Annotated in this window: 21 protein-coding genes; 13 read left to right on the top strand and 8 right to left on the bottom strand. The window is 61.7% G+C overall.

Going from position 1 to position 23,969, the window contains the following annotated elements; genetic code table 11:
- Window positions 1-172 precede the first annotated feature (172 nt).
- Both ACW4TB_RS10260 and ACW4TB_RS10255 read right to left on the bottom strand, forming a co-directional pair.
- Entirely contained in the window at window positions 173-1,183 is a 1,011-nt protein-coding gene (locus ACW4TB_RS10260; RefSeq protein WP_012315296.1) for an AraC family transcriptional regulator, read from the bottom strand.
- Window positions 1,184-1,247: 64 nt separating this feature from the next.
- Entirely contained in the window at window positions 1,248-2,111 is an 864-nt protein-coding gene (locus ACW4TB_RS10255) for a LysR substrate-binding domain-containing protein (protein WP_012315297.1), read from the bottom strand.
- A gap of 135 nt (window positions 2,112-2,246) precedes the next feature.
- Between ACW4TB_RS10255 and ACW4TB_RS10250 the strand changes: the two genes are divergently transcribed.
- Together ACW4TB_RS10250 and phnX are read left to right on the top strand one after the other, a co-directional pair.
- Complete coding sequence (locus tag ACW4TB_RS10250; RefSeq protein ID WP_279932698.1) at window positions 2,247-3,353, top strand: 2-aminoethylphosphonate--pyruvate transaminase; 1,107 nt, start codon at window positions 2,247-2,249, stop codon at window positions 3,351-3,353.
- 34 nt (window positions 3,354-3,387) lie between these two features.
- Entirely contained in the window at window positions 3,388-4,215 is an 828-nt protein-coding gene (phnX, locus tag ACW4TB_RS10245; RefSeq protein WP_254466146.1) for a phosphonoacetaldehyde hydrolase, read from the top strand.
- A gap of 109 nt (window positions 4,216-4,324) precedes the next feature.
- Here the strand turns inward: phnX and chrR are convergent, their stop codons facing one another.
- Window positions 4,325-4,885 (bottom strand): class I chromate reductase ChrR, encoded by a 561-nt coding sequence (gene chrR / locus ACW4TB_RS10240; protein ID WP_012315300.1) that lies wholly within the window; start codon window positions 4,883-4,885, stop codon window positions 4,325-4,327.
- A gap of 156 nt (window positions 4,886-5,041) precedes the next feature.
- Between chrR and ACW4TB_RS10235 the strand changes: the two genes are divergently transcribed.
- Window positions 5,042-5,260, top strand: a complete 219-nt coding sequence (locus ACW4TB_RS10235) for a hypothetical protein (protein ID WP_012315301.1) — start codon at window positions 5,042-5,044, stop codon at window positions 5,258-5,260.
- Here the strand turns inward: ACW4TB_RS10235 and ACW4TB_RS10230 are convergent.
- The 5 genes from ACW4TB_RS10230 to ACW4TB_RS10210 form a co-directional block, all read right to left on the bottom strand.
- On the bottom strand, window positions 5,244-7,160 hold the full coding sequence (locus ACW4TB_RS10230; RefSeq protein WP_455842961.1) for an Orn/Lys/Arg family decarboxylase: 1,917 nt from the start codon (window positions 7,158-7,160) through the stop codon (window positions 5,244-5,246). The genes ACW4TB_RS10235 and ACW4TB_RS10230 overlap by 17 nt on opposite strands.
- 4 nt (window positions 7,161-7,164) lie before the next feature.
- On the bottom strand, window positions 7,165-7,497 hold the full coding sequence (locus ACW4TB_RS10225) for an Orn/Lys/Arg decarboxylase N-terminal domain-containing protein (protein ID WP_455842960.1): 333 nt from the start codon (window positions 7,495-7,497) through the stop codon (window positions 7,165-7,167).
- Between the two features lie 162 nt (window positions 7,498-7,659).
- A complete protein-coding gene (gene dnaQ, locus ACW4TB_RS10220; RefSeq protein WP_254466148.1) occupies window positions 7,660-8,418 on the bottom strand; it encodes a DNA polymerase III subunit epsilon in 759 nt (252 codons plus the stop codon).
- Between the two features lie 51 nt (window positions 8,419-8,469).
- A complete protein-coding gene (gene rnhA / locus ACW4TB_RS10215) occupies window positions 8,470-8,916 on the bottom strand; it encodes a ribonuclease HI (protein WP_012315304.1) in 447 nt (148 codons plus the stop codon).
- A gap of 13 nt (window positions 8,917-8,929) precedes the next feature.
- Window positions 8,930-9,703: a class I SAM-dependent methyltransferase gene (locus ACW4TB_RS10210; protein ID WP_012315305.1), complete on the bottom strand. Its 774-nt coding sequence runs from the start codon at window positions 9,701-9,703 to the stop codon at window positions 8,930-8,932.
- An 86-nt stretch (window positions 9,704-9,789) separates the two neighbouring features.
- Here ACW4TB_RS10210 and gloB point away from each other — a divergent pair, with 86 nt between their 5' ends.
- The 10 genes from gloB (at window position 9,790) to ACW4TB_RS10160 (ending at window position 23,959) form a co-directional block, all read left to right on the top strand.
- A complete protein-coding gene (gloB, locus tag ACW4TB_RS10205; RefSeq protein ID WP_254466149.1) occupies window positions 9,790-10,569 on the top strand; it encodes a hydroxyacylglutathione hydrolase in 780 nt (259 codons plus the stop codon).
- Between the two features lie 99 nt (window positions 10,570-10,668).
- Window positions 10,669-12,090, top strand: a complete 1,422-nt coding sequence (locus ACW4TB_RS10200) for a lytic transglycosylase domain-containing protein (RefSeq protein WP_012315307.1) — start codon at window positions 10,669-10,671, stop codon at window positions 12,088-12,090.
- Window positions 12,091-12,210: 120 nt separating this feature from the next.
- Window positions 12,211-14,040 (top strand): extracellular solute-binding protein, encoded by a 1,830-nt coding sequence (locus ACW4TB_RS10195; protein WP_012315308.1) that lies wholly within the window; start codon window positions 12,211-12,213, stop codon window positions 14,038-14,040.
- Window positions 14,037-15,872 carry an extracellular solute-binding protein gene (locus tag ACW4TB_RS10190; RefSeq protein WP_254466150.1) on the top strand — a complete coding sequence of 612 codons (1,836 nt, stop codon included), beginning with the start codon at window positions 14,037-14,039 and terminating at the stop codon, window positions 15,870-15,872. The genes ACW4TB_RS10195 and ACW4TB_RS10190 overlap by 4 nt, the downstream gene beginning before the upstream one ends.
- Before the next feature lies 1 nt (window position 15,873).
- A complete protein-coding gene (locus ACW4TB_RS10185) occupies window positions 15,874-16,947 on the top strand; it encodes a microcin C ABC transporter permease YejB (protein ID WP_012315310.1) in 1,074 nt (357 codons plus the stop codon).
- A gap of 1 nt (window position 16,948) precedes the next feature.
- Window positions 16,949-17,968 carry an ABC transporter permease gene (locus ACW4TB_RS10180; protein ID WP_012315311.1) on the top strand — a complete coding sequence of 340 codons (1,020 nt, stop codon included), beginning with the start codon at window positions 16,949-16,951 and terminating at the stop codon, window positions 17,966-17,968.
- Window position 17,969: 1 nt separating this feature from the next.
- A complete protein-coding gene (locus tag ACW4TB_RS10175) occupies window positions 17,970-19,580 on the top strand; it encodes an ABC transporter ATP-binding protein (RefSeq protein ID WP_012315312.1) in 1,611 nt (536 codons plus the stop codon).
- Window positions 19,581-19,920: 340 nt separating this feature from the next.
- A complete protein-coding gene (locus ACW4TB_RS10170; protein WP_012315313.1) occupies window positions 19,921-20,436 on the top strand; it encodes a sigma-70 family RNA polymerase sigma factor in 516 nt (171 codons plus the stop codon).
- A complete protein-coding gene (locus tag ACW4TB_RS10165; protein ID WP_012315314.1) occupies window positions 20,433-21,395 on the top strand; it encodes a FecR domain-containing protein in 963 nt (320 codons plus the stop codon). The genes ACW4TB_RS10170 and ACW4TB_RS10165 overlap by 4 nt, the downstream gene beginning before the upstream one ends.
- Before the next feature lie 86 nt (window positions 21,396-21,481).
- On the top strand, window positions 21,482-23,959 hold the full coding sequence (locus ACW4TB_RS10160; RefSeq protein ID WP_279932687.1) for a TonB-dependent siderophore receptor: 2,478 nt from the start codon (window positions 21,482-21,484) through the stop codon (window positions 23,957-23,959).
- The last annotated feature ends 10 nt before the right edge of the window (window positions 23,960-23,969 follow it).

Below are 23,969 nucleotides of genomic sequence, written 5' to 3'. Positions count from 1 at the left end.
ACTCCTGGGTTCTTATTGTTGGAGTGCACCATCGGTCTGACGATGTTCGCGCCGCCTGCCTACCTGGGCAATGGCCAAAGCTGTCAATCTGAATGAGCGTTTTGGCCGCGTGTCTTCTCAGCCTTCGCAATGCGCCAACTGCCCGTCGGAGCATGGCTATTGCAGGGCCGGTTTACGCCTGCAGGAAGACACTGCGGTAATGCCCCGGATTGCACCCGAACCACTTGCGAAACGCCTTGTAGAACGAACTGCTGTCGGCAAAGCCCAACCGCTCGGCGATGTCGCCAAGCCCAAGCTGCGGCTGCGCCAGCCAGGCAATTGCCAACTCGCGGCGAATACTGTCTTTAAGCGCCTGGTAGCTCTGGCCCTCTTCGCCCAAACGGCGCCGCAAGGTTGACGCCGACATGCACAATGTTGCCGCCAGTTGCTCGGCGGCAGGCCATTGGCTGGGCGCCTGCTGGCTAAGCGTCTGGCGGATACGACGGGCCAGGCTGTTCGGGTCGCGATACTTCACCAGGATGTTGCCAGGTGCCTCTGCCAGAAAGCGCTGAAGCTCGTCCTCACTGCGGCGCATCGGCAGGTCAAGGCAGTCCCCGGCGATGATCATCCGGGTCAAGGGGCGTTCGAACTGCAGGTTTTCCGAGAACATCACCCGGTAGTCATCACAGAAAGGTGGCTCGGCGCACCGCAAGTCAATCGCCAGGATCGGAATACGCCGCCCTCCCAACCAACAGGCGACGCCGTGCACGATCATCCAGAAGGTAAAATAGGTGAACGCACGCCGAGGCTGATCATTGGGTTCAACGATGACGATTTCGGCCAGGCTTTTCTGGCGCACCAGTACCGGTTGCAGGTCCTGCAGCATCAGCGAAAGAAATGCCAACGCCGTTTCCAGGCCAGCCTGCAGGGTGGGCTGGGCCATGCTCGCCCGACACAGGAATGCCAGGCTTCCAGTACGCAGCCCACGGGGGTCCATGGCGAAGAATTCATCGTTGCAGCGTTGCGCCAGCAAGCGCCAAAGCCGGGAGTAAGCCTCGGCGCTGACGCGTGCATCAGCCTGGTCGAGCTGGCCGATGTCGATGCCAGCCTGCGCCAGCAGAGCGGCATCCGGCTCACCCGCCGGGCAGGTCTGCAACAGGGCTTCGCGCACCAGTTGCATGGAGATGGTGTCTTTCTCGCTCATCGGCCCTCCTGGCTGTTGCGTGCCGCCCATGTTAGGCCGGCATGGAAAAAACACCAGCGTTGGATTACAGACTGGCAGCCAGGGCCAGGAACGCCTGGATCAGCCGCAGCTCGCGGCGCCGCTCCAGGCATCCCACCAGATGCTGGTTACGCAAACCGTGGCCGACCAGCGGCCGCGCCACCACTCGCGGGTCATTGGCCACCTCGGTCGAGGAGACCACACCAATCCCAAGCTCCGACGCCACTGCCTCGGTGACTGCCTCACGGCTGTCCAGCTCCAGCAACACCCTGGGCCTTACCGACGCTTGGTCACACGCCTTGTCGAAGGTTCGCCGGGTGGTCGAACTGGGTTCGCGCAGTACCATGATCTGTTCATGCAGAGCAGCCAGTGGCAGGTCACCCTGCCCGCTAGCCCAGGCATGGCCTGCCGGCAGCAGTGCGCACAAACGCGACTCGCAGAGGTTTTGCAAGTAAAGGCCCTTGCGCGGTTCGATCTCGGTCAATACGGCCACGTCGGCATGCTCTGACAACAATGCGGCCAAGGTCTCCTGGGCATTGCCCAGGCGCAGGTTGACGGTGATGCCCGGGTAGCGTTCACGCAATAGCGCCAGCATCGGCATGACCCGGTGCGGCCCATCTGCGGCCACCTCCAAGCGGCCGGTGAGCAATTGGCGATTGGCCTCGAGCATCGCCTGTGCCTCTTCGGCCAGGCCGAACATCGCCCGGGTGATAGCCGCAAGGCGGGTACCCTCCTCGGTCAGCTCCACCCGCCGTGCCGTGCGCCGTAACAGGGTGATCTGGTAGTGCTCTTCCAACGCCTTGACGTGCCCGGTCACCGCCGGCTGGCTAATGAACAAGCGCGCAGCAGCACGGGTGAAACTGCCCTCACGGGCGACGGCGTCGAAAGCGCGAAGCTGGAACAGGTTCATATTTATCGGCCTGACTTATGGCTGGCATAACAACAAACAATTTGATTGATAGCTTGGCCAATTGCAACCTAGCCCTCGTAGTTTCAGCGCCAGCTTTTTTCGGCTGACCACCCGCAGCTTGTGAGGAACCACGCAATGAGCAACGCCCCGATCCTGCTGACCCCCGGCCCACTGACCACATCCCTGCGCACCCGACAAGCCATGCTGGTGGACTGGGGCTCCTGGGACCGTGATTTCAACCAGCTGACTGCCAGTGTCTGCGAGCAACTGCTGGCAATCATCGACGGCTCCGCCAGCCACCATTGCGTCCCCCTGCAAGGCAGCGGCACCTTCGCCGTGGAGGCCGCCATCGGCACCCTGGTGCCGCGCGACGGCAAGGTACTGGTGCTGATCAACGGCGCTTACGGCCAGCGCCTGGCGAAAATCTGCAAAGTGCTGGGGCGCAACTTCAGCACTTTCGAAACCGCCGAAGACCAACCGACCACCGCTACCGACGTCGATCGCCTGCTGGCGGCAGACCCCAGCGTGACCCACGTGGCGCTGATCCACTGCGAAACCAGCACCGGCATCCTCAACCCGCTGCACGAGATCGCTCAGGTGATCAAGCGCCACGGCAAGCGCCTGATCATCGATGCCATGAGCTCGTTCGGCGCCCTGCCGATCGACGCCCGCGAAATCCCCTTCGAGGCACTGATCGCAGCGTCCGGCAAATGCCTGGAAGGCGTCCCCGGGATGGGCTTCGTTTTCGCCGAGAAAACCGCACTGGCAGCCGCCGAGGGCAATGCCCACTCGCTGGCCATGGACCTGCACGACCAGCACGCCTACATGGCCAAGACCGGCCAATGGCGCTTCACCCCACCTACCCATGTGGTTGCCGCCCTGCACGAGGCGCTGCAGCAGTACGCCGAGGAAGGTGGCCTGCCGGCGCGCCACCAGCGCTACGCCGACAACTGCAAGACCCTGCTCGATGGCATGGCGGCCATCGGCCTGCGCAGCTTCCTGCCAGCCGACATCCAGGCGCCGATAATCGTAACCTTCCACGCCCCGAATGACGCCCGCTACCAGTTCAAGGACTTCTACGAACGGGTCAAGGCCAAAGGCTTCATCCTCTACCCCGGCAAGTTGACCCAGGTCGAGACCTTCCGCGTCGGCTGCATCGGCGTGGTCGGCCCGGACGGCATGCAAGCTGCTGTGAATGCCGTGGCCGACGTGCTGCGGGAAATGGAAGTACTGGACATCTGACCCTCTGCCCATCCGCCTTCAGGAAATAGCGCACATGAACTACAGCAACCCCACCCAGCTGCAAGCCGCCATCCTCGACTGGGCCGGCACCGTGGTCGACTTCGGCTCTTTCGCACCGACCCAGATCTTCGTCGAAGCCTTTGCCGAGTTCGACGTCCAGGTTTCCATCGAGGAAGCGCGCGGCCCAATGGGCATGGGTAAGTGGGACCATATCCGCACCCTGTGTGACGTGCCGGAAATTGCCGAACGCTATCGCAAGGTGTTCGGCCGCACGCCGACCGACGAGGACGTCACCGCCATCTATAACCGCTTCATGCCGCTGCAGATTGAGAAGATCGCCGTGCATTCAGCACTGATCCCCGGCGCTCTGGACACCCTCACCGGCCTTCGCCAGGACGGCCTGAAAATAGGCTCATGCTCTGGCTACCCGAAAGTGGTGATGGACAAGGTTGTCGAACTGGCAGCACAGAACGGCTATGTCGCCGACCATGTGGTGGCCACCGACGAAACCCCGAACGGCCGCCCGTGGCCGGCACAGGCACTGGCCAACGTGATCGCCCTGGGCATCGACGACGTAGCGGCCTGCGTCAAGGTCGACGACACCGTACCGGGCATCCTCGAAGGCCGTCGTGCCGGTATGTGGACCGTGGCACTGGTGTGCTCGGGCAACGCACTTGGGCTTACCTGGGAAGGTTACCAGGCATTGAGCGCAGAGCAGCTGGAGAGTGAACGCAAGCGCATTCATGCGCTGTTCGCAGGGTCACGCCCGCACTACCTGATCGACACCATCAACGAACTGCCCGAGGTGGTCGCCGATATCAACCGGCGGTTGGCCAAGGGGGAGATGCCGCAGGCGTTCTGACCGATCTGTGTTACAGCTTTCGCCGGCGAGCCGGCCCCCACAATCGACCCGCTGTTTTCACGAACAGTGATGTAACTGTGGGAGCAGGCTTGCCGGCGACAGGGCCGGTTCAGACTGCCCTGTTCAGCTTCACCCAAGAGGAGAACTTGTCGATGAAACCCTGCAGAAACGGCCGGGTCTTGTCATTGAGCTTGCCACTGTCCTCGAAAAGGCTGGCCGCACCACCGATATAAGCTTCGGGCATCTGCATGCACGGCATGTCGAGAAACACCAGCGACTGCCGCACCGCATGGTTGGCACCAAACCCGCCAATGGCTCCGGGCGAAACGCTCACCACCGCCGTAGGTTTGCCACTCCAGGCACTTTGCCCGTAGGGACGTGAACCCACGTCGATGGCATTTTTCAGGCAGCCCGGTACAGAACGGTTGTACTCGGGGGTGACGAACAGCACCGCGTCGCTGCGCCGGATCTCATCGCGAAAGCGCTTCCACGGCTCGGGCACGCCCGCAGCCTCGACATCCTCGTTGTACAGTGGCAGATCGCCGATTTCGACGATTTTCAAGGCAAGACTGGACGGTGCCAGCTCTGAAAGGGCACGGGCCACCTTGCGGTTGTACGAATCCTTGCGCAAGCTGCCGACGACGACCGCTACCGAATACACCTGGCTCATGGCGATTTTCAACCTTTGCTGGGTTAAGAGACGTTGTAGTTATAGATGACCATTGCTCGGCGCTTAGGTTTTTTTCCTCCGCCAGAAAACTTCCAGGTACCATCCACGGTCTATTCCTGCAGACATTCCCTACGTAATTCAGAGGTTTTCACCTAAATGGCAGCAGTAATGGTCGGCCAATTCCACGCCCGTGACGCCGAAGGCCGTATCTACCCCGTACACGAGTTCCAAGAGTCCACCCTGCAGACTGACGGCAGCGCACAGGGCGCACCGGTTACCACCTATCGCCTGGCCATCGGCGACCGGGTCAACCACTTGGGTGAAGACCGTTTTGAACTGGTACAGACCGGCGTCGAGATCATTCGTATTCCTTGACGCAATCGACCGTATAGTTTCCGCTTTCGTTCTGCAGGCCGTGCACATCGGCGACGAAACCGGGAAAACCGCTGTTGAAGGCGCGGGCAAACACCAGGTAGTCGAGGATCGAGCGGGTTGCTTCAGTGAACCGCTCCCCCGGCATGATCAAAGGTATGCCGGGCGGGTATGGCACCAGCATGACTGCCGCGACGCGGCCGAGCAATGCCTCGATCGGCACCGCTTCCACCTCACCGCGCACCATATGGTCATAGGCCCGGGCCGGGCTGAGCGCCACTTCCGGCAAGCGACTGAACAACCCTTTGAGTTGCTTGGCCGTGGCATTGACGCGATAGCGTTGATGCAACTGGTTGCACAGGTCGCGCAATCCAATACCGTGGTAGCGTGCCGTGTCGACCGCAACGATGCTCGGCAGGCACTGGCTTAACGGAGTATTGCCATCATAATGGCGTTTGAACTCCAGCAACTCGGTCAGCAGCGTACTCCACTTGCCCTTGGTAATGCCCATCGAGAACAGCACCAGGAAGCTATAAAGGCCGGTTTTCTCCACCACCAACCCGCGCTCCCAGAGAAACTTGCTGACCACTGCCGCGGGAATGCCCTGCTCGTCCAACACCCCGTCGGCCCGCAACCCCGGCATCACCAAGGTGACCTTGAGCGGGTCAAGCAGCACATAATCGCCCGCCAATTCGCCAAAGCCATGCCACTGCGCCCCAGGTTGGAGCAGCCAGTCCTGCGCGGCGAGCTGATCGATGCCTTCTGCCCCCGGCGGCTGCCAGATACTGAACCACCAATCAGTGGCAGCGATATGTGCACGCAGGTTGGCCAGGGCGCGACGAAAGCTCAGTGCCTCGTCAAACATCTCTTGCAGCAGCGAGCGCCCTGCGTGGCCCTCCATCATGGTCGAAGCCACATCCAAAGAAGCGAGGATGCTGTACTGCGGCGAGGTGGAAATATGCATCATGAAGGCTTCATTGAAGCGACCACGGTCCAGTTGCCGCTGGGCGCCGTCCTGCACATGAATCATCGACGCCTGGCTGAAGGCAGCCAGCAGCTTGTGCGTAGAGTGCGTGCTGAACACCAACGGACTGTCCTCGGTGCAGGCCGTACCCATCGCATAGCGCCCCGTGAAGAACTCATGAAACGCCGCGTAAGCGAACCAGGCTTCATCGAAGTGCAGCACCTCGGCGCTGCTGCCCAGAGCTTGCTTGATCAGCCCGGCGTGATAACACAGCCCGTCATAGGTTGAATTGGTCACCACCGCCAGCTTGATGCGCGGTTCGCGCCCTTTGGCCAAGGGGTTGGCCCGCACCTTGGCCTGGATCGATTCGGCGCTGAATTCGCTGAGCGGGATCGGCCCGATGATGCCCAGCTCGTTGCGCTCCGGGCACAGGTAGATGGGAATGGCGCCGGTCATGATGATGGCATGGACCACCGACTTGTGGCAGTTACGGTCCACCAGCACCAGGTCATCACGGCCGACCATGGCATGCCAGACGATCTTGTTGGCGGTGGAGGTGCCATTGATCACGAAGAAGGTATGGTCGGCGCCAAAGTTGCGCGCCGCCCTGGCTTCGGCCGCTGCCAAAGGGCCAGTGTGATCGAGCAGCGAGCCCAGTTCCGGCACCGAGACGGACAAGTCCGAGCGCAAGGTATTCTCGCCGAAGAATTGATGGAAGGCTTGGCCCACCGGGCTTTTGCGGTAAGCCACGCCACCGCCATGGCCGGGCGTGTGCCAGGAATAATTGGACTGCGCGGTGTGTTGTACCAAGGCCTTGAAGAAAGGCGGCAGCAAGCCGTCGAGGTAGTTGTGTGCGGCACGTGCTACCTGGCGGGCGAGGAACGGCACGGTATCCTCGAACAGGTAAAGGATGCCGCGCAGCTGGTTGAGCTCGCTCATCGCTTCAGCAGGGGCGTTTTCCAGGGTGACTGACCTGTTCGCCCAGGGCGAATATTGGCAGGTTCGGGGCACGCTGGCGGGCCAGGCGTATCAGCTCGGCCATGTTCTGCAACAAGTGAGTGTTTTCGCCGACGCCTTCGGCGGCGATCATCATGCAGGCCAGCCCGTGATGAGTGGCAGCGACCAGACGGGCTTCAGCATTGTCTGCGGCGGCGAGAATGGCGAAGCCGTCCTGACGCAGTTCCTCGGCAATCCCCCGCACACGCTCGCCGGCAACGCTGTCGGCCTTTATGGCGCGGTGGACAATGAGGATGGGGAACTTGAGGTCCTTGTACATCAGGCTGCTACCTCCGAAGGATAGAGCATCCTTCACAGGGTAGTAGAGCCTGGTGCTGTCAGTACGGTCCTGTCGCAGGCACGCCGTTTCTTACACGAATTTGCAATTCAGTAAAAACATGGGAGCCGGCTTGCCGGCGACAAGGCCAGGGCAAGCTCAGCATCAACCGGCAGGCGTCTCGGTCAATGCCTGCCACATCGACGGCCCGCCCGCCGATTTGGCGATAGCCGCCAGGCGCTCTGCATGCGCCTCCAGTTCCTCGGCAGTGGCCATGATCACCCGCCCAGGCGCACGCCCGGTAATCCGGCGGATTTCGCTGCCACCGCTGCCCTGCCCTTCATTGTCGCCGTCAGCCCCATTGCCAGCCAGCGAAAGGCTGGTCTGGCCACCGGTCATTGCCAGGTAGACGTCAGCCAACAGCTCCGAGTCGAGCAGCGCGCCGTGCAGTTCACGGCCAGAGTTGTCGATATCGTAACGCTTGCACAGCGCGTCAAGGCTGTTGCGCTGCCCCGGGTGCCGGGCACGGGCCAGCAACAGTGTGTCGAGGATGGTGCAGTGCTGCGAGATGTCGGCGCGGTCGCGCTGGCCAAGCAGGGCGAACTCGTTGTTGATGAAGCCCACGTCGAACGCCGCGTTATGGATGACCAGCGTGGCGCCCTGAATGAATTCAAAGAATTCCTCGGCCACATCGCCGAAGCGCGGCTTGCCGACCAGGAACGCGTCGGTGATGCCATGGACATTGATCGCGCCCTCGTCACTCTCGCGGTCCGGCTGCAGATAGACGTGGAAGTGCCGACCGGTCAGGCGCCGGCCAATGACTTCGACGCAGCCGATCTCGATGATCCGGTGGCCTTCGCTGACCGGCATGCCGGTGGTTTCGGTATCGAGAATGACCAGGCGTTTATCTTGCTGCTGCTCCACGCGGGGCGCTCCAACTTGCATCAGTTACAAAGCCGAGGATTGTACCCCAGCTCAACGTTTGGCGCGTACCTCGTCGACGCCACGGTTGGCCAACTGGTCAGCGCGCTCGTTACCGGGGTGGCCGATGTGCCCGCGTACCCACTTCCAGGTGACCTTGTGGCGGTTGACCTGCTCGTCTAGCTGCTGCCACAGGTCGGCGTTCTTCACCGGCTCCTTCGCGGCGGTTTTCCAGCCGCGCTTCTTCCAGTTGACCATCCACTCGTTGATGCCCTTCATCACGTACTGCGAGTCGGTGGTCAACACCACTTCGCATTCGCGCTTGAGTGCCATCAAACCCTGGATCGCGGCCATCAGTTCCATGCGGTTGTTGGTGGTTTCGCGCTCGCCGCCCCACAGCTCCTTTTCGACGCCCTTGTAGATCAGCAGGACACCCCAGCCACCAGGGCCTGGATTGCCCTTGCAGGCACCATCGGTATACAACTCGACGCTATCGCTCATGTACCACTCATGTTCAGTGCTTTTCGGTGTCCGGGCTGACCGCGGTGCGGTTGACCTTGGCCAGTGGCAAAGGCAGCAGCTTGCCCATCGGTTCGCGGCGCTCCTGGCGCAGCGGCCTCAGGCCAACCACCATCTTGCGCGCTACCAGCAGGTAAACCCCGCCACCGGAGCTCTGCCAACCGCCTGCCACCCGTTCCCAGCCCGCCAGGCGTTGTTGCCAGGCCGGTGAGGCAAGCGGCGGACGATAGCACCCGAAGCGGCGTTTCTCCAGCGCGAAGCCCAGCAGGTTGAGCCAGTCACCGACCCGTGACGGCGAGATGCAGCGGGCCTTGCGCAGCGCGCCGTGGCTGAAGAAGTGGCGTATGCCCCAACTGCTCCAGGGGTTGATGCCGACGATCAGCAGATGCCCGCCGGGGCGTACGGCACTGGCGGCCTCGCGCAGCAGGCCATGGGGCGACAGGCAGAAGTCCAGGCCGTGCTGCAGCACCACCACGTCGGCGGCATGCTCGCTCAAGGGCCAGGCCTGCTCCTCGCAGACGATCTCCACCCCTGGCAGCGGCGCGCCCAGCCGCACGTTGCGCTGTACCTGAGGGGCGCTGGGCGGTGCCTCGGCGCAGGGGCCATAATGCACCAGGTACCCCCCGAAGAAGCGCCCGAGCTCCTCCTCCAACAATTTTTCTTCTTCTTTGAGCATCAGCTGGCCGAGCGGGCCGTGGAACCAGTCACGGGCCAGGCTGATCAGCTCGATCCAGGCCGGGTCGGCCTGGGCAAAGGGTTGGTCGGTCATTTGCGCTCTCCCTCGAAGGTTCTCGCACCGCGCCATCGCGGCTAAGATGGCCTCATGTGCCACGCTTGGCGATACGGATCCGCACCATGATACAGATCGATGCTCTCCCCGCTTTCTCCGACAACTACATCTGGTTGTTACAGGATACTGCCAAACGCCGCTGCGCGGTGGTCGATCCTGGTGATGCCGCCCCCGTGGAGGCATGGCTGGCCGCCAATCCCGACTGGGTGCTGGAGGATATTCTGGTCACCCACCACCACAATGACCACGTCGGCGGTGTCGAGCGGCTGAAAAAACTGACCGGTGCGCGGGTCAGCGGCCCGGCCAACGAGCGTATTCCGTGCCGTGACCTTGCCTTGGACGAAGGTGACGAAGTGACCGCGGTGGGCGTGACCTTCCAGGTTCTGGCGGTGCCGGGGCACACGCTGGGCCATATCGCCTTTTTCAGCGACCAGCCCGCGACGCCGGTGCTGTTCAGTGGCGACACCCTGTTCGCCGCCGGCTGCGGGCGGATGTTCGAAGGCACGCCAGAGCAGATGCAGCCGGCCCTCGCCAGGTTGGCCTCGCTGCCGGAGCGTACCGAGGTGTACTGCGCCCACGAGTACACCCTCAGCAACTTGCGCTTCGCCAAGGCCGTCGAGCCGCAAAATCCGCACGTTTTGCAACGATTCGATGATGTTACCCGACTGCGCGCCGACAATCGCATCACATTGCCATCAACTATCGGCCTGGAACGGCTGACCAACCCTTTTCTGCGAACCTCTGAAACATTAGTTAAACAAAAAGCTGACGAATGGAAGGGACATTCAAACACCACGCATGTCGCTGTTTTTGCTGCCTTGAGGTCTTGGAAGGACACCTTCTGATAACCTGAAGATATATCGCAACAGGCGCTCGAAGGTTGACCCGGCGGGATGCGGTTTCTAGAATCGCCGAAATTTTTGCCCGGATACCCGTCCCCGCCGATGTCTTCCCGTAGCCGCAGAACCGCTCATTCAGTCGCCCTGACGCGCCTGGCCCAAATCAGTGCGCTGGCGCTGGCCGCCACCCTGGTGGGCTGCCAGAGCACCCGTCAGCTCGACGAATCCGACAGCGTTCGCGCGCACAGCTATCAGGCGCGGATCAAACACAAGCCCGTTCCGCTCACGGTCAAACCCGCCGAGCAGGCGCCGCAGGATGTGTGGGAGCGCATGCGCCAGGGCTTTGCCCTGCAAGACACCATCGACGTCAACCCGCGCATCGAGCAGCAGCGCCTGTGGTTTGCCAGCAACCCATCGTTCCTCGAAAACGCCGGTGAGCGCGGCAGCCTGTACCTGCACTACATCGTCGAGCGCCTGGAAGAACGCGACATGCCGCTGGAGCTGGCCCTGTTGCCGGCGATCGAAAGCGCCTACAACCCCATGGCCTACTCGCGCGCCCATGCCGCAGGCATGTGGCAGTTCATTCCCTCCACCGGGCGCCACTTCAATCTGCGCCAGACCAATTTCTACGATGGTCGCCGCGACATCACCGCGTCGACCAACGCCGCGCTGGACTACCTGAGCCGCCTGCACGACATGTTCAACGGCGACTGGCTGCTGGCACTGGCCGCCTACAACGCCGGCGAAGGCACCGTCAGCCGGGCGATCGAGCGCAACGAGAAACTCGGCCTGCCAACCGATTACTGGAACCTGCCACTGCCGCAGGAAACGCGCGATTACGTGCCCAAACTGCTGGCCCTGTCGCAGGTGGTCCTGACCCCTGAAGCCTACGGCGTGAACCTCAACCCGATCGCCAACGAGCCCTACTTCGAAGCTGTCGCCATCAAGGACCGTCTGGACCTGTCGCGGGTAGCCGCCTTCGCGAACATCGACGAAGACGAACTGATCCAGCTCAACCCGGCATTCAAGAAGCGCATGACCGTGGATGGGCCGAAACAATTGCTTGTACCTACGGCCAAGGCGCAACTGCTGTCCGACAGCCTCTCCAACCTCAAGCCTGAACAACTGGTCAGCCTGCAGCCGAACAAGGCCGTGTTCGCACGCGCCGTGGCCGAAGCCAAGGCGCCTGCCAGCGCGCGCAGTTACCGCGTGAAGCGGGGCGACAGCCTGAGCACAATTGCCAGGGCCAACCGGGTTTCGGTAAAGGATATTCAGCGCTGGAACAAACTATCGGGTAGCCGTGTAAAGGCCGGCCAGGTGCTGGCACTGCGTGGCGGTAGTGCGGCAGGCAACCGGGTGGCGGCATCCTCCAAGCGCTCTACCCAGTACAAGGTCCGTAAGGGTGACTCGCTGTATCTGGTGGCAAAACGTTTCAATGTAGAGATGAAGCACCTCAAGCGCTGGAATCCGCGCAGCGGGCATGCCCTCAAGCCAGGCCAGACCTTGACCGTCTACCTGGGGCACTGATGCGAACCGGGGGCTGCTTTGCAGCCCCGTAATCTCCTTCCAGACACACCCTTTTTCCAACCCCGCCAAGCTGTTACTGTAGCCCGACCAAAGCCCAACGCCTCTGGATCGGATGCCGACTTGATACGTCCCCTCCTGCTGTCCCTCAGCCTGGCCTTGAGCTTTCCCGCAGCCGCGATGGTGAGCGAAAGCCACGGATACGCGCAGTTCGGCACGCTCAAGTACCCAGCCACATTCACCCACTTCGACTGGGTCAACCCGCAAGCGCCCAAGGGCGGCACCTTGCGCGCCATGGCATTGGGCACGTTCGACACGCTCAACGCCTATACCTTCAAGGGTTCTAGCCCGGTCACAACGCCGAACTTCCTGCAGTACGGTGTCAACGAGCTCAACGAAACGCTGATGGTCGGTACCGGCATGTACGACCCTTCCGGGGACGAGCCCACCTCCAGTTACGGCCTCATCGCCCGCTCGGTGGAGTACAGCGAGGACCGCAGTTGGGTGGTGTTCAACCTGCGCCCGCAAGCGCGCTGGCATGACGGCAAACCGATCACCTCTGCCGACGTGGCCTTCTCCTACCGCACGCTGCTCAAGGACGGCCACCCGATCTACCGCACCAACCTGCAGGAAGTGCAGCGCGTCGATATCCTCGGCCCGCTGCGCATCCGTTTCGTGTTCAAGCGCGCTGGCAACCCGCTGCTGATCCTGCGCCTGGGCGAGATGCCGGTGCTGCCCAAACACTACTGGCAAGGCCGCGATTTCAAGGCCACCACCTTCGAGCCGCCGCTTGGCAGCGGCCCCTACCGTATCACCCAGGTACAGCCCGGCAGGCGCCTGGTGTTCGAGCGGGTAAAGAACTATTGGGGCAAGGACCTGGCGGTGAACCGCGGCAAGTACAACTTCAACCGCATCGAATACGAGTTCTATCGGGACGCCACAGTCGCGTTCGAAGCCTTCAAGGCCGGCGAGTTCGACATCTATATCGAGCATCAGGCAAAGAACTGGGCCAACGGCTACAACTTCCCGGCACTGCGCCGTGGCGAGGTGATAAAGGCCCAGATCCCGCATCGCATTCCGACCCAGACCCAAGGGTTGTTCATGAACAGCCGCCGCGCAACCTTCAGCGACGCCAGGGTACGCCAGGCGCTGGGCCTGATGCTCGACTTCCAGTGGACCAACCGCGCCCTGTTCAGCGGCGCCTACCGCCGCTCGACCAGCTACTACCCCAACAGCGAGTTTGCCGCCAGCGGCCTGCCTACGGGCAAGGAATGGCTGCTGCTGGCGCCGTTCCGTGACCAACTGCCGGAAAAGCTGTTCACCCAGCCCTACCAGGTCAGCCACACCGATGGCCGCGGCATCGACCGCCAGAGCCTGCGCCAGGCGCTGAGCCTGCTCGGCCACGCCGGCTGGAAGCTCGACGGCCAGCGCCTGGTGAACGCACAAGGCCAGCAGCTGCGCATGGAACTGCTGCTGGTGAATCCCAACCTCGAACGCATCCTGCAACCTTATGTCGAAAACCTGGCGAGCATCGGCATCGATGCGCGCTTGCGCACCGTGGACCGTGCCCAGTACAAACAACGCCTGGACCAGTTCGACTTCGACATGATTCTGATGACCTTGAGCCAGACCTTGAGCCCCGGCCTTGAGCAGTGGCTGTACTTCCATTCCAGCCAGGCTGCGACCAAGGGCAGCAAAAATTATGCTGGGGTCAAGGATCCGGTGGTCGACCATCTGCTCGACACCTTGCTCGCCGCACGCACCCGCGATGACCAGGTCGCCGCCGCCCGCGCCCTGGACCGCGTGCTTTCCTGGCAGTACTACATGATCCCCAACTGGTATCTCGACAATCACCGCCTGGCCTACCGCAACCGGTTCGGTTTCGTCACCACACCGCCCTATACCCTCGGGCTGAATACCTGGTGGCTAAAGACTTCGGAGAAAGCCCAATGATGCCAACGTACCGCCTGCGCCAGCTCGCGGGCAGCCTGCTGCTAGCCTGCCTGAGCCTGCCGGCCATGGCCGCGCCGCAACACGCACTGACCCTATATGATGAAGCGCCGAAGTACCCGGCCGACTTCAAGCATTTCGACTACGTCAACCCCGACGCGCCCAAGGGCGGCACCTTCCGCCAGTCCAGTTTCGGCGGATTCGACAGCCTCAACCCGTTCATCAACAAAGGCGTCGCCGCCGAAAACGTCAGCGCCATCTACGACACCTTGATGCGCCAGAGCCTAGACGAGCCGTTCACCGAGTACGGCCTGGTTGCCGGCAAGATCGAAAAGGCCCCGGACAACAGCTGGGTGCGCTTCTACCTGCGCCCCGAGGCGCGCTTCCACGACGGCCACCCTATGCGGGCCGAAGACGTGGTATTCACCTTCAACGCCCTGATCAAGGACGGCGCACCGCTTTACCGCCAGTACTATGGTGATGTTGCCCAAGTCGTCGCCGAAGACCCGCTGCGTGTGCTGTTCACCTTCAAGCACAAGAACAACCGCGAGTTGCCGCTGATCCTCGGCCAGTTGCCCGTGCTACCCAAGCACTGGTACGAAGGCCGCGAATTCAACCGCGGCAACCTGGAAATCCCGCTCGGCAGCGGCCCGTACAAGATCACCGAGGTCAAGCCCGGCCGCTCGATCCGCTACGAGCGGGTCAAGGACTACTGGGCCAAGGACCTGCCGCTCAACCGCGGCCAGTTCAACTTCGACGCAATGACCTTCGACTCCTACCGCGACAACACCGTCGCGCTGGAAGCACTCAAGGCCGGCCAATTCGATTATGGCCTGGAAACCAGCGCGAAAAACTGGGCCACCGCCTACAACGTTCCCGCCGTACGCGATGGCCGCCTGATCAAGGAAGAGCTGCCCAACGGCAACCCCACAGGCATGCAGGGTTTCATTTTCAACCTGCGTAAACCGGTGTTTCAGGACATCCGCGTACGCCAGGCGCTGAGCCTGCTGCTGGACTTCGAGTGGACCAACAAGCAGTTGTTCAACGGCGCCTACACCCGCACCGGCAGCTATTTCGAAAACTCCGAAATGGCCGCCCAAGGCCTGCCCTCGCCTGACGAGCTGAAGATCCTTGAGCCGCTGCGCGGCAAGGTCCCCGAACAGGTGTTCAGCGAGGCTTTCCACAACCCGGTCACCGACGGCAGCGGCATGATCCGCGAACAGCAGCGCCAGGCCTACAAGCTGCTGATGGACGCTGGCTGGAAGATCGTCGACGACAAGATGGTCGACAAGAACGGCAAACCGGTGTCCATCGAGTTTCTGCTGGCCCAGACCGAATTCGAGCGCATCCTGCTGCCGTTCAAACGCAACCTGGCCGACCTTGGCATCGACCTGAACATCCGCCGCGTTGACGTTTCCCAGTACATCACCCGCCTGCGCTCGCGTGACTTCGACATGATCGTCAGTGGCTATCCGCAGTCCAGCTCCCCAGGCAACGAGCAGCGCGAGTTCTGGTCCAGTGCCGCTGCCGACAACCCCGGCAGCCGCAACTTCATGGGCCTGCGCGACCCGGCGATCGATCAACTGGTCGAAGCACTGATCAACGCCGATTCCCGGCAAAGCCTGATCAACCACTCCCGCGCCCTGGACCGCGTGTTGCTGTGGGGCTACTACGTAATCCCCAACTGGCACATCAAGACTTGGCGCGTGGCTTACTGGAACCACATCGGCCACCCCGATGTTTCGCCCAAGTACGACATCGGCATCGACACCTGGTGGATCAAGCCAGACGTGACGCCAGCCGTGTCTGAAACGCCCGCGCAAGAGGCCAACTGACATGCTGGCCTACATCCTGCGTCGCCTGCTGCTGATCATCCCGACTCTGTTCGGCATCCTGGTGATCAACTTCATCATCGTCCAGGCCGCCCCCGGCGGCCCCGTGGAACAGATGATCGCCAAGCTCGAAGGCTTCGAGGGCGCCACCAGCCGGATCGCCGGCGGCGGCGCCGAAGTCTCCGTGGCCGGCTCCAACTACCGCGGCGCCCAGGGCCTCGACCCGGCGCTGATCGCAGAAATCGAGCGCATGTACGGCTTCGACAAGTCGCCCCCCGAGCGCTTGTGGATCATGGTAAAGAACTACGCCCAGCTGGATTTCGGCGAGAGTTTCTTCCGTGATGCCAAGGTCATCGACCTGATCGCCGAGAAGATGCCGGTTTCGATTTCGCTCGGGCTGTGGAGCACGTTGATCATGTACCTGGTGTCGATCCCCCTGGGCATCGCCAAGGCGGTGCGCCACGGCAGCCACTTCGACGTCTGGACCAGCTCGGCGATCATCGTCGGCTATGCCATCCCGGCGTTCCTGTTCGCCATCCTGCTGATCGTGCTGTTCGCTGGAGGCAGCTACTTCGACTGGTTCCCGCTGCGCGGCCTGACCTCGAACAACTTCGACGAGCTGTCCACGGCCGGCAAGGTGCTCGACTACTTCTGGCACCTGGTGCTGCCGATCACCGCCCTGGTGATCGGCAACTTCGCCACCATGACCCTGCTGACCAAGAACAGTTTTCTCGACGAGATCAACAAGCAGTACGTGGTCACCGCCAAAGCCAAAGGCCTGAGCCGCTCACGGGTGTTGTACGGCCACGTGTTCCGTAACGCCATGCTGTTGGTGATCGCGGGCTTCCCTTCGGCGTTCATCGGCATCTTCTTCACCGGTTCCCTGCTGATCGAGGTGATTTTCTCCCTCGACGGCCTGGGCCTTATGAGCTTCGAGGCGGCCATCAACCGCGACTACCCGGTGGTGTTCGGCACCCTGTTCATCTTCACCCTGCTCGGGCTGGTGGTGAAACTGATCGGCGACCTCACCTACACCTTGGTCGATCCACGCATCGACTTCGCCAGCCGGGAGCACTGACATGGCCTTGTCCCCTCTCAACCGTCGGCGCTTCGAGCGCTTCAAGGCCAACCGACGCGGCTGGTGGTCGCTGTGGCTGTTCCTCATCCTGTTCGGCCTGAGCCTGGGCGCCGAGCTGATCGCCAACGACAAACCGATTGCCGTGCGCTACGACGGCGAATGGTTTTTCCCGGCCTTCAAGCGCTACCCGGAAACCACCTTCGGCGGCGAGTTCCCGCTGGAGGCCAACTACAAGAGCCCGTATATCCGGGAGCTACTGGCCAAAAAAGACAGCTTCGTGCTGTGGGCCCCGATCCCGTACAGCTACCAGAGCATCAATTACGACCTGCGCGTACCAGCCCCAGCGCCACCCTCGCCGGACAACCTGCTGGGCACCGACGATCAGGGCCGCGATGTGCTGGCGCGGGTGATCTACGGCTTCCGCATTTCGGTGCTGTTCGCCCTCACCCTGACCATCCTCAGTTCCATCATCGGCGTCATCGCCGGTGCCCTGCAGGGCTTTTACGGTGGCTGGGTGGACCTTGCCGGCCAGCGCTTTCTGGAGATCTGGTCCGGCTTGCCGGTGCTGTACCTGCTGATCATCCTCGCAAGCTTCGTGCAACCCAACTTCTGGTGGTTGCTGGGCATCATGCTGCTGTTTTCGTGGATGAGCCTGGTTGACGTGGTGCGCGCCGAGTTCCTGCGCGGGCGCAACCTCGAGTACGTGCGCGCCGCCCGTGCCCTAGGGATGCGCAACGGCGCGATCATGTACCGGCACATCCTGCCCAACGCCATGATTTCGACCATGACCTTCATGCCCTTCATCCTCACCGGCGCCATCGGCACCCTGACCGCCCTGGACTTCCTCGGTTTCGGCCTGCCACCGGGCGCGCCGTCGCTGGGCGAACTGGTGGCCCAAGGCAAGTCCAACCTGCAGGCGCCATGGCTGGGCATCAGCGCCTTTGCCGTGCTGGCGATCATGCTGAGCCTGCTGGTATTCATCGGCGAATCCGCCCGCGATGCCTTCGACCCGAGGAAGTGAGATGAGTGAACAGAACCTGATCGAAGTACGCGACCTGGCGGTGGAGTTCGTTACCGGCGAACAGGTCAACCGTGTGGTCGATGGCATCAGCTTCGACATCCGCAAGGGTGAGACCCTGGCGCTGGTCGGCGAGAGCGGTTCGGGCAAATCCGTTACCGCCCACTCGATTCTGCGCCTGCTGCCCTACCCACTTGCACGTCACCCCAGCGGCAGCATCGGCTATGAAGGCAAGGACTTGCTGCAGCAAGGTGAGAAGGCCATGCAGAAGATTCGCGGCAACCGCATCGCGATGATCTTCCAGGAGCCGATGACCTCGCTGAACCCGCTGCACTGCATCGAGAAGCAGATCAACGAAATCCTGCTGCTGCACAAGGGCCTCACCGGCAAGCAAGCCACTGCGCGCACGCTGGAGCTGCTTGAGCTGGTAGGCATTCCCGAGCCACGCAAGCGCCTCAAGGCCCTGCCCCACGAGCTGTCCGGTGGCCAGCGGCAGCGGGTGATGATTGCCATGGCGCTGGCCAATGAGCCGGAGTTGCTGATTGCCGATGAACCTACCACCGCACTCGACGTGACCGTGCAGCTGAAGATTCTGGAGCTGCTCAAGGAACTGCAGGCGCGGTTGGGCATGGCATTACTGCTGATCAGCCATGACCTGAACCTGGTAAGGCGCATCGCCCACCGTGTTTGCGTGATGCAGCGTGGGCAAATTGTCGAACAGGCCGATTGCGCGACGCTGTTCACTGCGCCGCAGCACCACTACACGCAGATGCTGATCAATGCCGAGCCCAGCGGTTTGCCGGCACATAATCCAGTTGGCGCACCGCTGCTGGAAGTGAACGACCTGAAGGTATGGTTCCCGATCAAGAAAGGCTTGCTGCGCAAGACGGTCGACCATGTGAAGGCGGTGGACGGGATCAACTTCAGTTTGCCGCAAGGGCAGACACTGGGGATCGTGGGTGAGTCCGGATCGGGCAAGTCGACGCTAGGGCTGGCGATCTTGCGCCTGATTTCGAGCCAGGGTGGCATTCGCTTCCATGGCCAGGCGCTGGAAGGCTTGAACCAGAAGCAGGTGCGGCCACTGCGACGCGAGATGCAAGTGGTGTTTCAGGACCCCTTTGGTAGCCTCAGCCCACGCATGTGTGTGGCGGATATCGTTGGCGAGGGGCTACGGATTCACAAGATTGGTACAGCCGCAGAACAGGAAGCGGCAATTATCGCGGCGCTGGAAGAGGTAGGCCTGGACCCTCGCACGCGCCACCGCTACCCGCATGAGTTTTCGGGTGGGCAACGTCAACGTATCGCCATCGCCCGGGCGCTGGTGCTCAAGCCGGCGTTGATTCTGCTGGACGAACCGACGTCTGCACTGGATCGTACGGTGCAGCGGCAGGTGGTGGAATTGCTGCGCAACTTGCAGCAGAAGTACAACCTCACCTACCTGTTCATCAGCCATGACCTTGCCGTGGTCAAAGCGTTGAGTCACCAACTGATGGTGATCAAGCAGGGGCATGTTGTGGAGCAAGGCGAGGCTCAGCAGATCTTCCATTCACCCCAGCACACTTATACGCAGCAACTGTTGGAGGCGGCGTTTTTGCGTCATGACAATGAACGGTGACTGCCTTCCAGGGCCTGATATTTCTACCAGTATCAAGGCAGAGGTTGGGCGCCCAGAGCACGGAGCAGCAGGCTGTTTCGCTGCAGCCTAGATCGTCCGTCTCGGCTCTGATAATAGCCTTGATGCCTGAGTTCGAATCCCTGGATGAGCTCTTTTGCCAGCTAAAAGGCTCTGGCAAAGCAATCAGGAAGGTGGCCCTACGTGCTTGTCACGGTTTACGACAACGGCCGGGGGCCTAAGGCGCGAAAGGCGGAGCCTTCGGGCAAACCTTTACTATTGCAAACACCCCCACCACGCACGACAATAAGATTCATTACCAATCGCGAACCATTCCATCAAAATGCCCGCCAACGACCTCTCTCTGCGTAGCGCCGTCAATCACCTGTATTGCGAGCATCACAGCTGGCTCAATGGCTGGCTACGCAAGAGGCTGGGCAACGCCTTCGATGCCGCGGACCTGACGCAGGATACGTTCGTGCGGGTGATCAAGGCTCGCAGCGCACTGGACATTCGCGAGCCGCGCCCCTACTTGTCGAGGATCGCCAAGGGCTTGCTGATCGACCTGTTTCGTCGGCGCTCACTGGAACAGGCTTACCTGGAAGCCTTGGCTGCTTTGCCGCAAGCACAGCACCCGTCGCTGGAAGAGCAGGCGATCATGTTGCAGGCACTGGTAGAAATCGATCGCCTGTTGCAAGGGCTGGGGCCGAAGGTCAGGCAGGTGTTCATGCTGTCGCAATTCGACGGGCTGACCTACCCGCAAATTGCCGAGCAACTGAACATCAGCGTGCGCAGCGTCAACAACTACATGGCAAAAGCAATGGAGCATTGCTGTTTGATGCAGATGCAATTGGCATGAGCCTTTCGCCCGCCGAGTTGCAGGCCATCAGTGCAGCCGCCCGCTGGTACGCGAGCCTGCAGTCTGGCATCGCCACCGACGCCGATCGCAGCGCCTGGAACGACTGGCTGGCTGCCGACCCTGTCCATCGCCAAGCCTGGCAGCGGATGACCGCTGTGGGTGAGCAGATGGCAAGCGTGCCGGCCGCGCTGGCCGCACCGGCCCTGCGCGGAGCCGCCCGTTCCCGCCGGCAACTGTTACGCAGCGTAGTGGTATTGGTGCCAGCCACCTCCCTGGGCTGGCTGGGGTGCAATAGCAACAGCTCGCAACAGCTGTTTGCCGATTACCGCACCGCAGTGGGTGAGCGCCGTGCCTTTCGTTTGGCCGATGGCAGTTCACTGCTGCTCAACACCGACACTTCTGTAAACCTCAAGTACGACGGCCAGCAACGGGTGCTGGAACTGCTCCGCGGTGAAATTCTGGTGTCGACGGCTACCGACCCAGCACAGCGACCATTCAAGGTAAGCACCACTCATGGCGAGGTCCGGGCGCTGGGCACGCGCTTTATCGTTCGCACACAAGCGCTGGGCGGTGAGGTGGCAGTCCTGGAGAAAGCGGTAGAAGTCAGAGCGTCCAGCAGCCCATTGACAGTGCGCGTTGAGGCCGGGCAATCCATCGCCTTCACCGACCTCACGATGGGGCAGCTACGCCGTAATGACGCTACGGTGGGTGCCTGGCAACACGGCAGCATCATTGCCCTTGATCGCCCCCTGGTCGAACTGCTTTCCGACCTGTCGCGCTACCGCACCGGCGTACTGCGCTGTGATCCGCGAATTGCGCACCTGAGGGTCTCCGGCTCGTTTCCAATCGATGACACCGACCTGGCGTTGGCGGCGCTGGAAAGCGGGCTTTCATTACGCGTCACGCGTTACAGCCGTTTCTGGGTCACTGTGTCGCCTCCTGCCGTCCCGCCTCAGTAATTTAAAAATTCTTTTTTGCACTTTTCTTACGCATCGTTCGGCTCATCCCCCATTGGGTTTAATCGATCATTTTCAGGGGGATTAGGATGTCTGAGGTATTCAAGCGTGGTCGTCTGGCGACCGCGGTAAAAGTCGCGCTGCTGGCCGTAACCACTGTCGGAGCCTGGTCCACAGCAACGGTCGAGGCAGCCGTGGCGACCCAGCACAGCGCAGTGCGGACGTTCGACATCCCTGGTGGCAGCCTGACCGAAGTCCTTGGTCACTTCGCCAGCGCGGCGGGGGCGGCGATTTCGTTTGATGCCAGGCAAACAGACGGCTTTAGCTCCTCTGGGCTCAAAGGTGCCTTCGGCGTCATTGAAGGCTTTAGCCGGATTCTGGCCGGCAGCGGCCTGCAAGCCGAGCCACAAGCCAACGGCACGTATGTGCTGCGGGAAGTGCCTTCCGCTGGTTCGGCAATGGAACTTGGAGCCACCAACATCACTGGCCAGGTGCTGGGCGCCACGACAGAGAACAGCGGCTCGTACACCACGGGCGCGGTCACCATCGGCAAAGGTGAGCACTCGCTCAAAGAGACGCCACAGTCGGTCACGGTAATGACCCGCAAGATGATGGACGACCAGAACCTGTACACCATCGACCAGGTCATGGAGAAGACGCCCGGTATTACTGTGTACGACTCGACCATGGGTGGCAAATACTTCTATTCACGCGGGTTCCGCATGTCGGGCCAGTATCAGTACGACGGTGTGCCGCTGGACATGGGCAACCTCTATGTCCAGGCCGACAGTTTCAGCAGCGACATGGCGTACTACGACCGGGTCGAAGTACTGCGCGGCGCAGCGGGCATGATGAAAGGCTCCGGAGGCACTGCGGGCGGGGTGAATTTCGTGCGCAAGCGCGGCCTGGCAGCTGCGCATACCGACATCACCCTGTCCGGCGGCAGTTGGGAAAACTACCGCGGCCAGCTGGACACCGGCGGCCCGCTGAACGCATCCGGCACTCTGCGCGGCCGGGCGGTGATCGCCGAACAGAGCCGCCACTACTTCGTGGACGACGCCAACCGCAAAGATCAGGTGTATTACGGTGCGCTCGACTTCGATCTGAATGCCGATACCACCCTGGGGCTGGGCGTTGCCTATGAAGACGTGGATGCCAACCCATGCTGGGGTGGCCTGCCGCGCTACCGGGATCGCAGCGACTTGAAGCTGAGCCGCTCAACCTGCCTGGACCCCTCATGGAACACCTGGCGCAGCCAGCGCACCACCGTGTTCAGTGACGTGTCCCATCAGCTTGACGAAGACTGGAAACTCAAGGTTGCCAGCGTCTATACGAAGAATACCCAAGACATCAAGTACGCGTTTGCCTCAGGTGCAGTGACGCCCGGTACCAATACCACTGGCATGCTGGGCAGCATGTATGACTACGACCAGGTCGATTACGGCCTGGACGCCTACGTCGATGGCACATTCGATGCGTTTGGCCAACAACACGAACTGGTGCTGGGCATGAATGCGAGCCGTTCGAACAAGGACGACTTCTACTCAGTGGCCTTTCTGCCGCAGCGCCAGAATGTATTCAACCCCGACAAGTTCATCCCTGAGCCCGACGACAGCTACTTCATCGACAACTCATCTCGCGGCGGGCCGGTGAAGTCCAAGACTACACAAAAAGGCCTCTACTCGACCCTGCGTTTGAAACTGGCCGACCCACTGACCCTGGTGGTTGGCGGCCGGGTGAGCTGGTACACCTCCACGACCGACTCCGACTTTATCAATACCGGTACGTCGGAGCATTCCAGCACCCGCGAGACCGGGCAGGTCACGCCCTTCGCCGGCGTACTGCTGGACTTGAACGAAAACCTCACCGCTTACGCCAGTTACTCGGACATCTTCACTCCACAAGGCAATTACCGGTCTGAAGACGGATCCGCGCTCAAGCCGCTTGTGGGCCAGAGCTATGAATTGGGGATCAAGGGGGCCTGGCTGGAGGGGCGACTGAACGGCGCCTTCAACCTGTTCCGTACTATTCAGAAAGACCAGGCGCAGACCGATTATAACTCGTCATGCCCGTCATCCGATGGTTACTGCTACGTCAACGCCGGCAAGGTACGTGCGCAAGGTTTCGAGGCGGAGCTAGGCGGGGAAATCATCGAGCGCCTGCAACTGCTTGCGGGATACACCTACACCCAGACCAAGACCCTGGACGACATCGATAGCAGCCTGAACGGTGCGGCGTTCAACAGCTACGTGCCTCGGCATGTGTTGCGCCTGTGGGGCGAGTACACCCTGAGCGGCGCGTTTGAACGGTTGTCTATCGGTGCCGGGGTCAACGCGCAAAGCGACAACTTCCGCGTCTCGCCCGCCAGTGGCGAAAAAATCGACCAGGCAGGCTATGCGATCTGGAATGGCCGTATCGGTTATCGCATCGATGACACCTGGTCGGTAGCGCTCAACGGTAACAACCTGTTCGACAAGCGCTACTACACCAGCATCGGCACCGAAACCTTCGGCAACTATTACGGTGAGCCACGCAACTTCATGGTATCGGTCAAAGCCAGTTTCTGATGCTGACGCT

This window comes from Lelliottia jeotgali, assembly GCF_977070485.1.
The sequence above is the reverse complement of the archived record's forward strand: the minus strand, read 5'-3'. Positions and strand labels throughout refer to the sequence as shown.

Excerpts from the sequence above, each read along its gene's own strand:
- ACW4TB_RS10235 (WP_012315301.1), top strand. The coding sequence starts at position 5,042 with ATGGCAGCAGTAATGGTCGGCCAATTCCACGCCCGTGACGCCGAAGGC.
- ACW4TB_RS10230 (WP_455842961.1), bottom strand. The coding sequence starts at position 7,160 with ATGAGCGAGCTCAACCAGCTGCGCGGCATCCTTTACCTGTTCGAGGAT.
- ACW4TB_RS10210 (WP_012315305.1), bottom strand. The coding sequence starts at position 9,703 with ATGACCGACCAACCCTTTGCCCAGGCCGACCCGGCCTGGATCGAGCTG.
- ACW4TB_RS10250 (WP_279932698.1), top strand. The coding sequence starts at position 2,247 with ATGAGCAACGCCCCGATCCTGCTGACCCCCGGCCCACTGACCACATCC.
- ACW4TB_RS10180 (WP_012315311.1), top strand. The coding sequence starts at position 16,949 with ATGGCCTTGTCCCCTCTCAACCGTCGGCGCTTCGAGCGCTTCAAGGCC.
- ACW4TB_RS10190 (WP_254466150.1), top strand. The coding sequence starts at position 14,037 with ATGATGCCAACGTACCGCCTGCGCCAGCTCGCGGGCAGCCTGCTGCTA.
- ACW4TB_RS10225 (WP_455842960.1), bottom strand. The coding sequence starts at position 7,497 with ATGTACAAGGACCTCAAGTTCCCCATCCTCATTGTCCACCGCGCCATA.
- ACW4TB_RS10255 (WP_012315297.1), bottom strand. The coding sequence starts at position 2,111 with ATGAACCTGTTCCAGCTTCGCGCTTTCGACGCCGTCGCCCGTGAGGGC.
- phnX (WP_254466146.1), top strand. The coding sequence starts at position 3,388 with ATGAACTACAGCAACCCCACCCAGCTGCAAGCCGCCATCCTCGACTGG.
- gloB (WP_254466149.1), top strand. The coding sequence starts at position 9,790 with ATGATACAGATCGATGCTCTCCCCGCTTTCTCCGACAACTACATCTGG.
- chrR (WP_012315300.1), bottom strand. The coding sequence starts at position 4,885 with ATGAGCCAGGTGTATTCGGTAGCGGTCGTCGTCGGCAGCTTGCGCAAG.
- ACW4TB_RS10200 (WP_012315307.1), top strand. The coding sequence starts at position 10,669 with ATGTCTTCCCGTAGCCGCAGAACCGCTCATTCAGTCGCCCTGACGCGC.
- rnhA (WP_012315304.1), bottom strand. The coding sequence starts at position 8,916 with ATGAGCGATAGCGTCGAGTTGTATACCGATGGTGCCTGCAAGGGCAAT.
- ACW4TB_RS10175 (WP_012315312.1), top strand. The coding sequence starts at position 17,970 with ATGAGTGAACAGAACCTGATCGAAGTACGCGACCTGGCGGTGGAGTTC.
- ACW4TB_RS10160 (WP_279932687.1), top strand. The coding sequence starts at position 21,482 with ATGTCTGAGGTATTCAAGCGTGGTCGTCTGGCGACCGCGGTAAAAGTC.
- ACW4TB_RS10165 (WP_012315314.1), top strand. The coding sequence starts at position 20,433 with ATGAGCCTTTCGCCCGCCGAGTTGCAGGCCATCAGTGCAGCCGCCCGC.
- ACW4TB_RS10260 (WP_012315296.1), bottom strand. The coding sequence starts at position 1,183 with ATGAGCGAGAAAGACACCATCTCCATGCAACTGGTGCGCGAAGCCCTG.
- ACW4TB_RS10170 (WP_012315313.1), top strand. The coding sequence starts at position 19,921 with ATGCCCGCCAACGACCTCTCTCTGCGTAGCGCCGTCAATCACCTGTAT.
- ACW4TB_RS10185 (WP_012315310.1), top strand. The coding sequence starts at position 15,874 with ATGCTGGCCTACATCCTGCGTCGCCTGCTGCTGATCATCCCGACTCTG.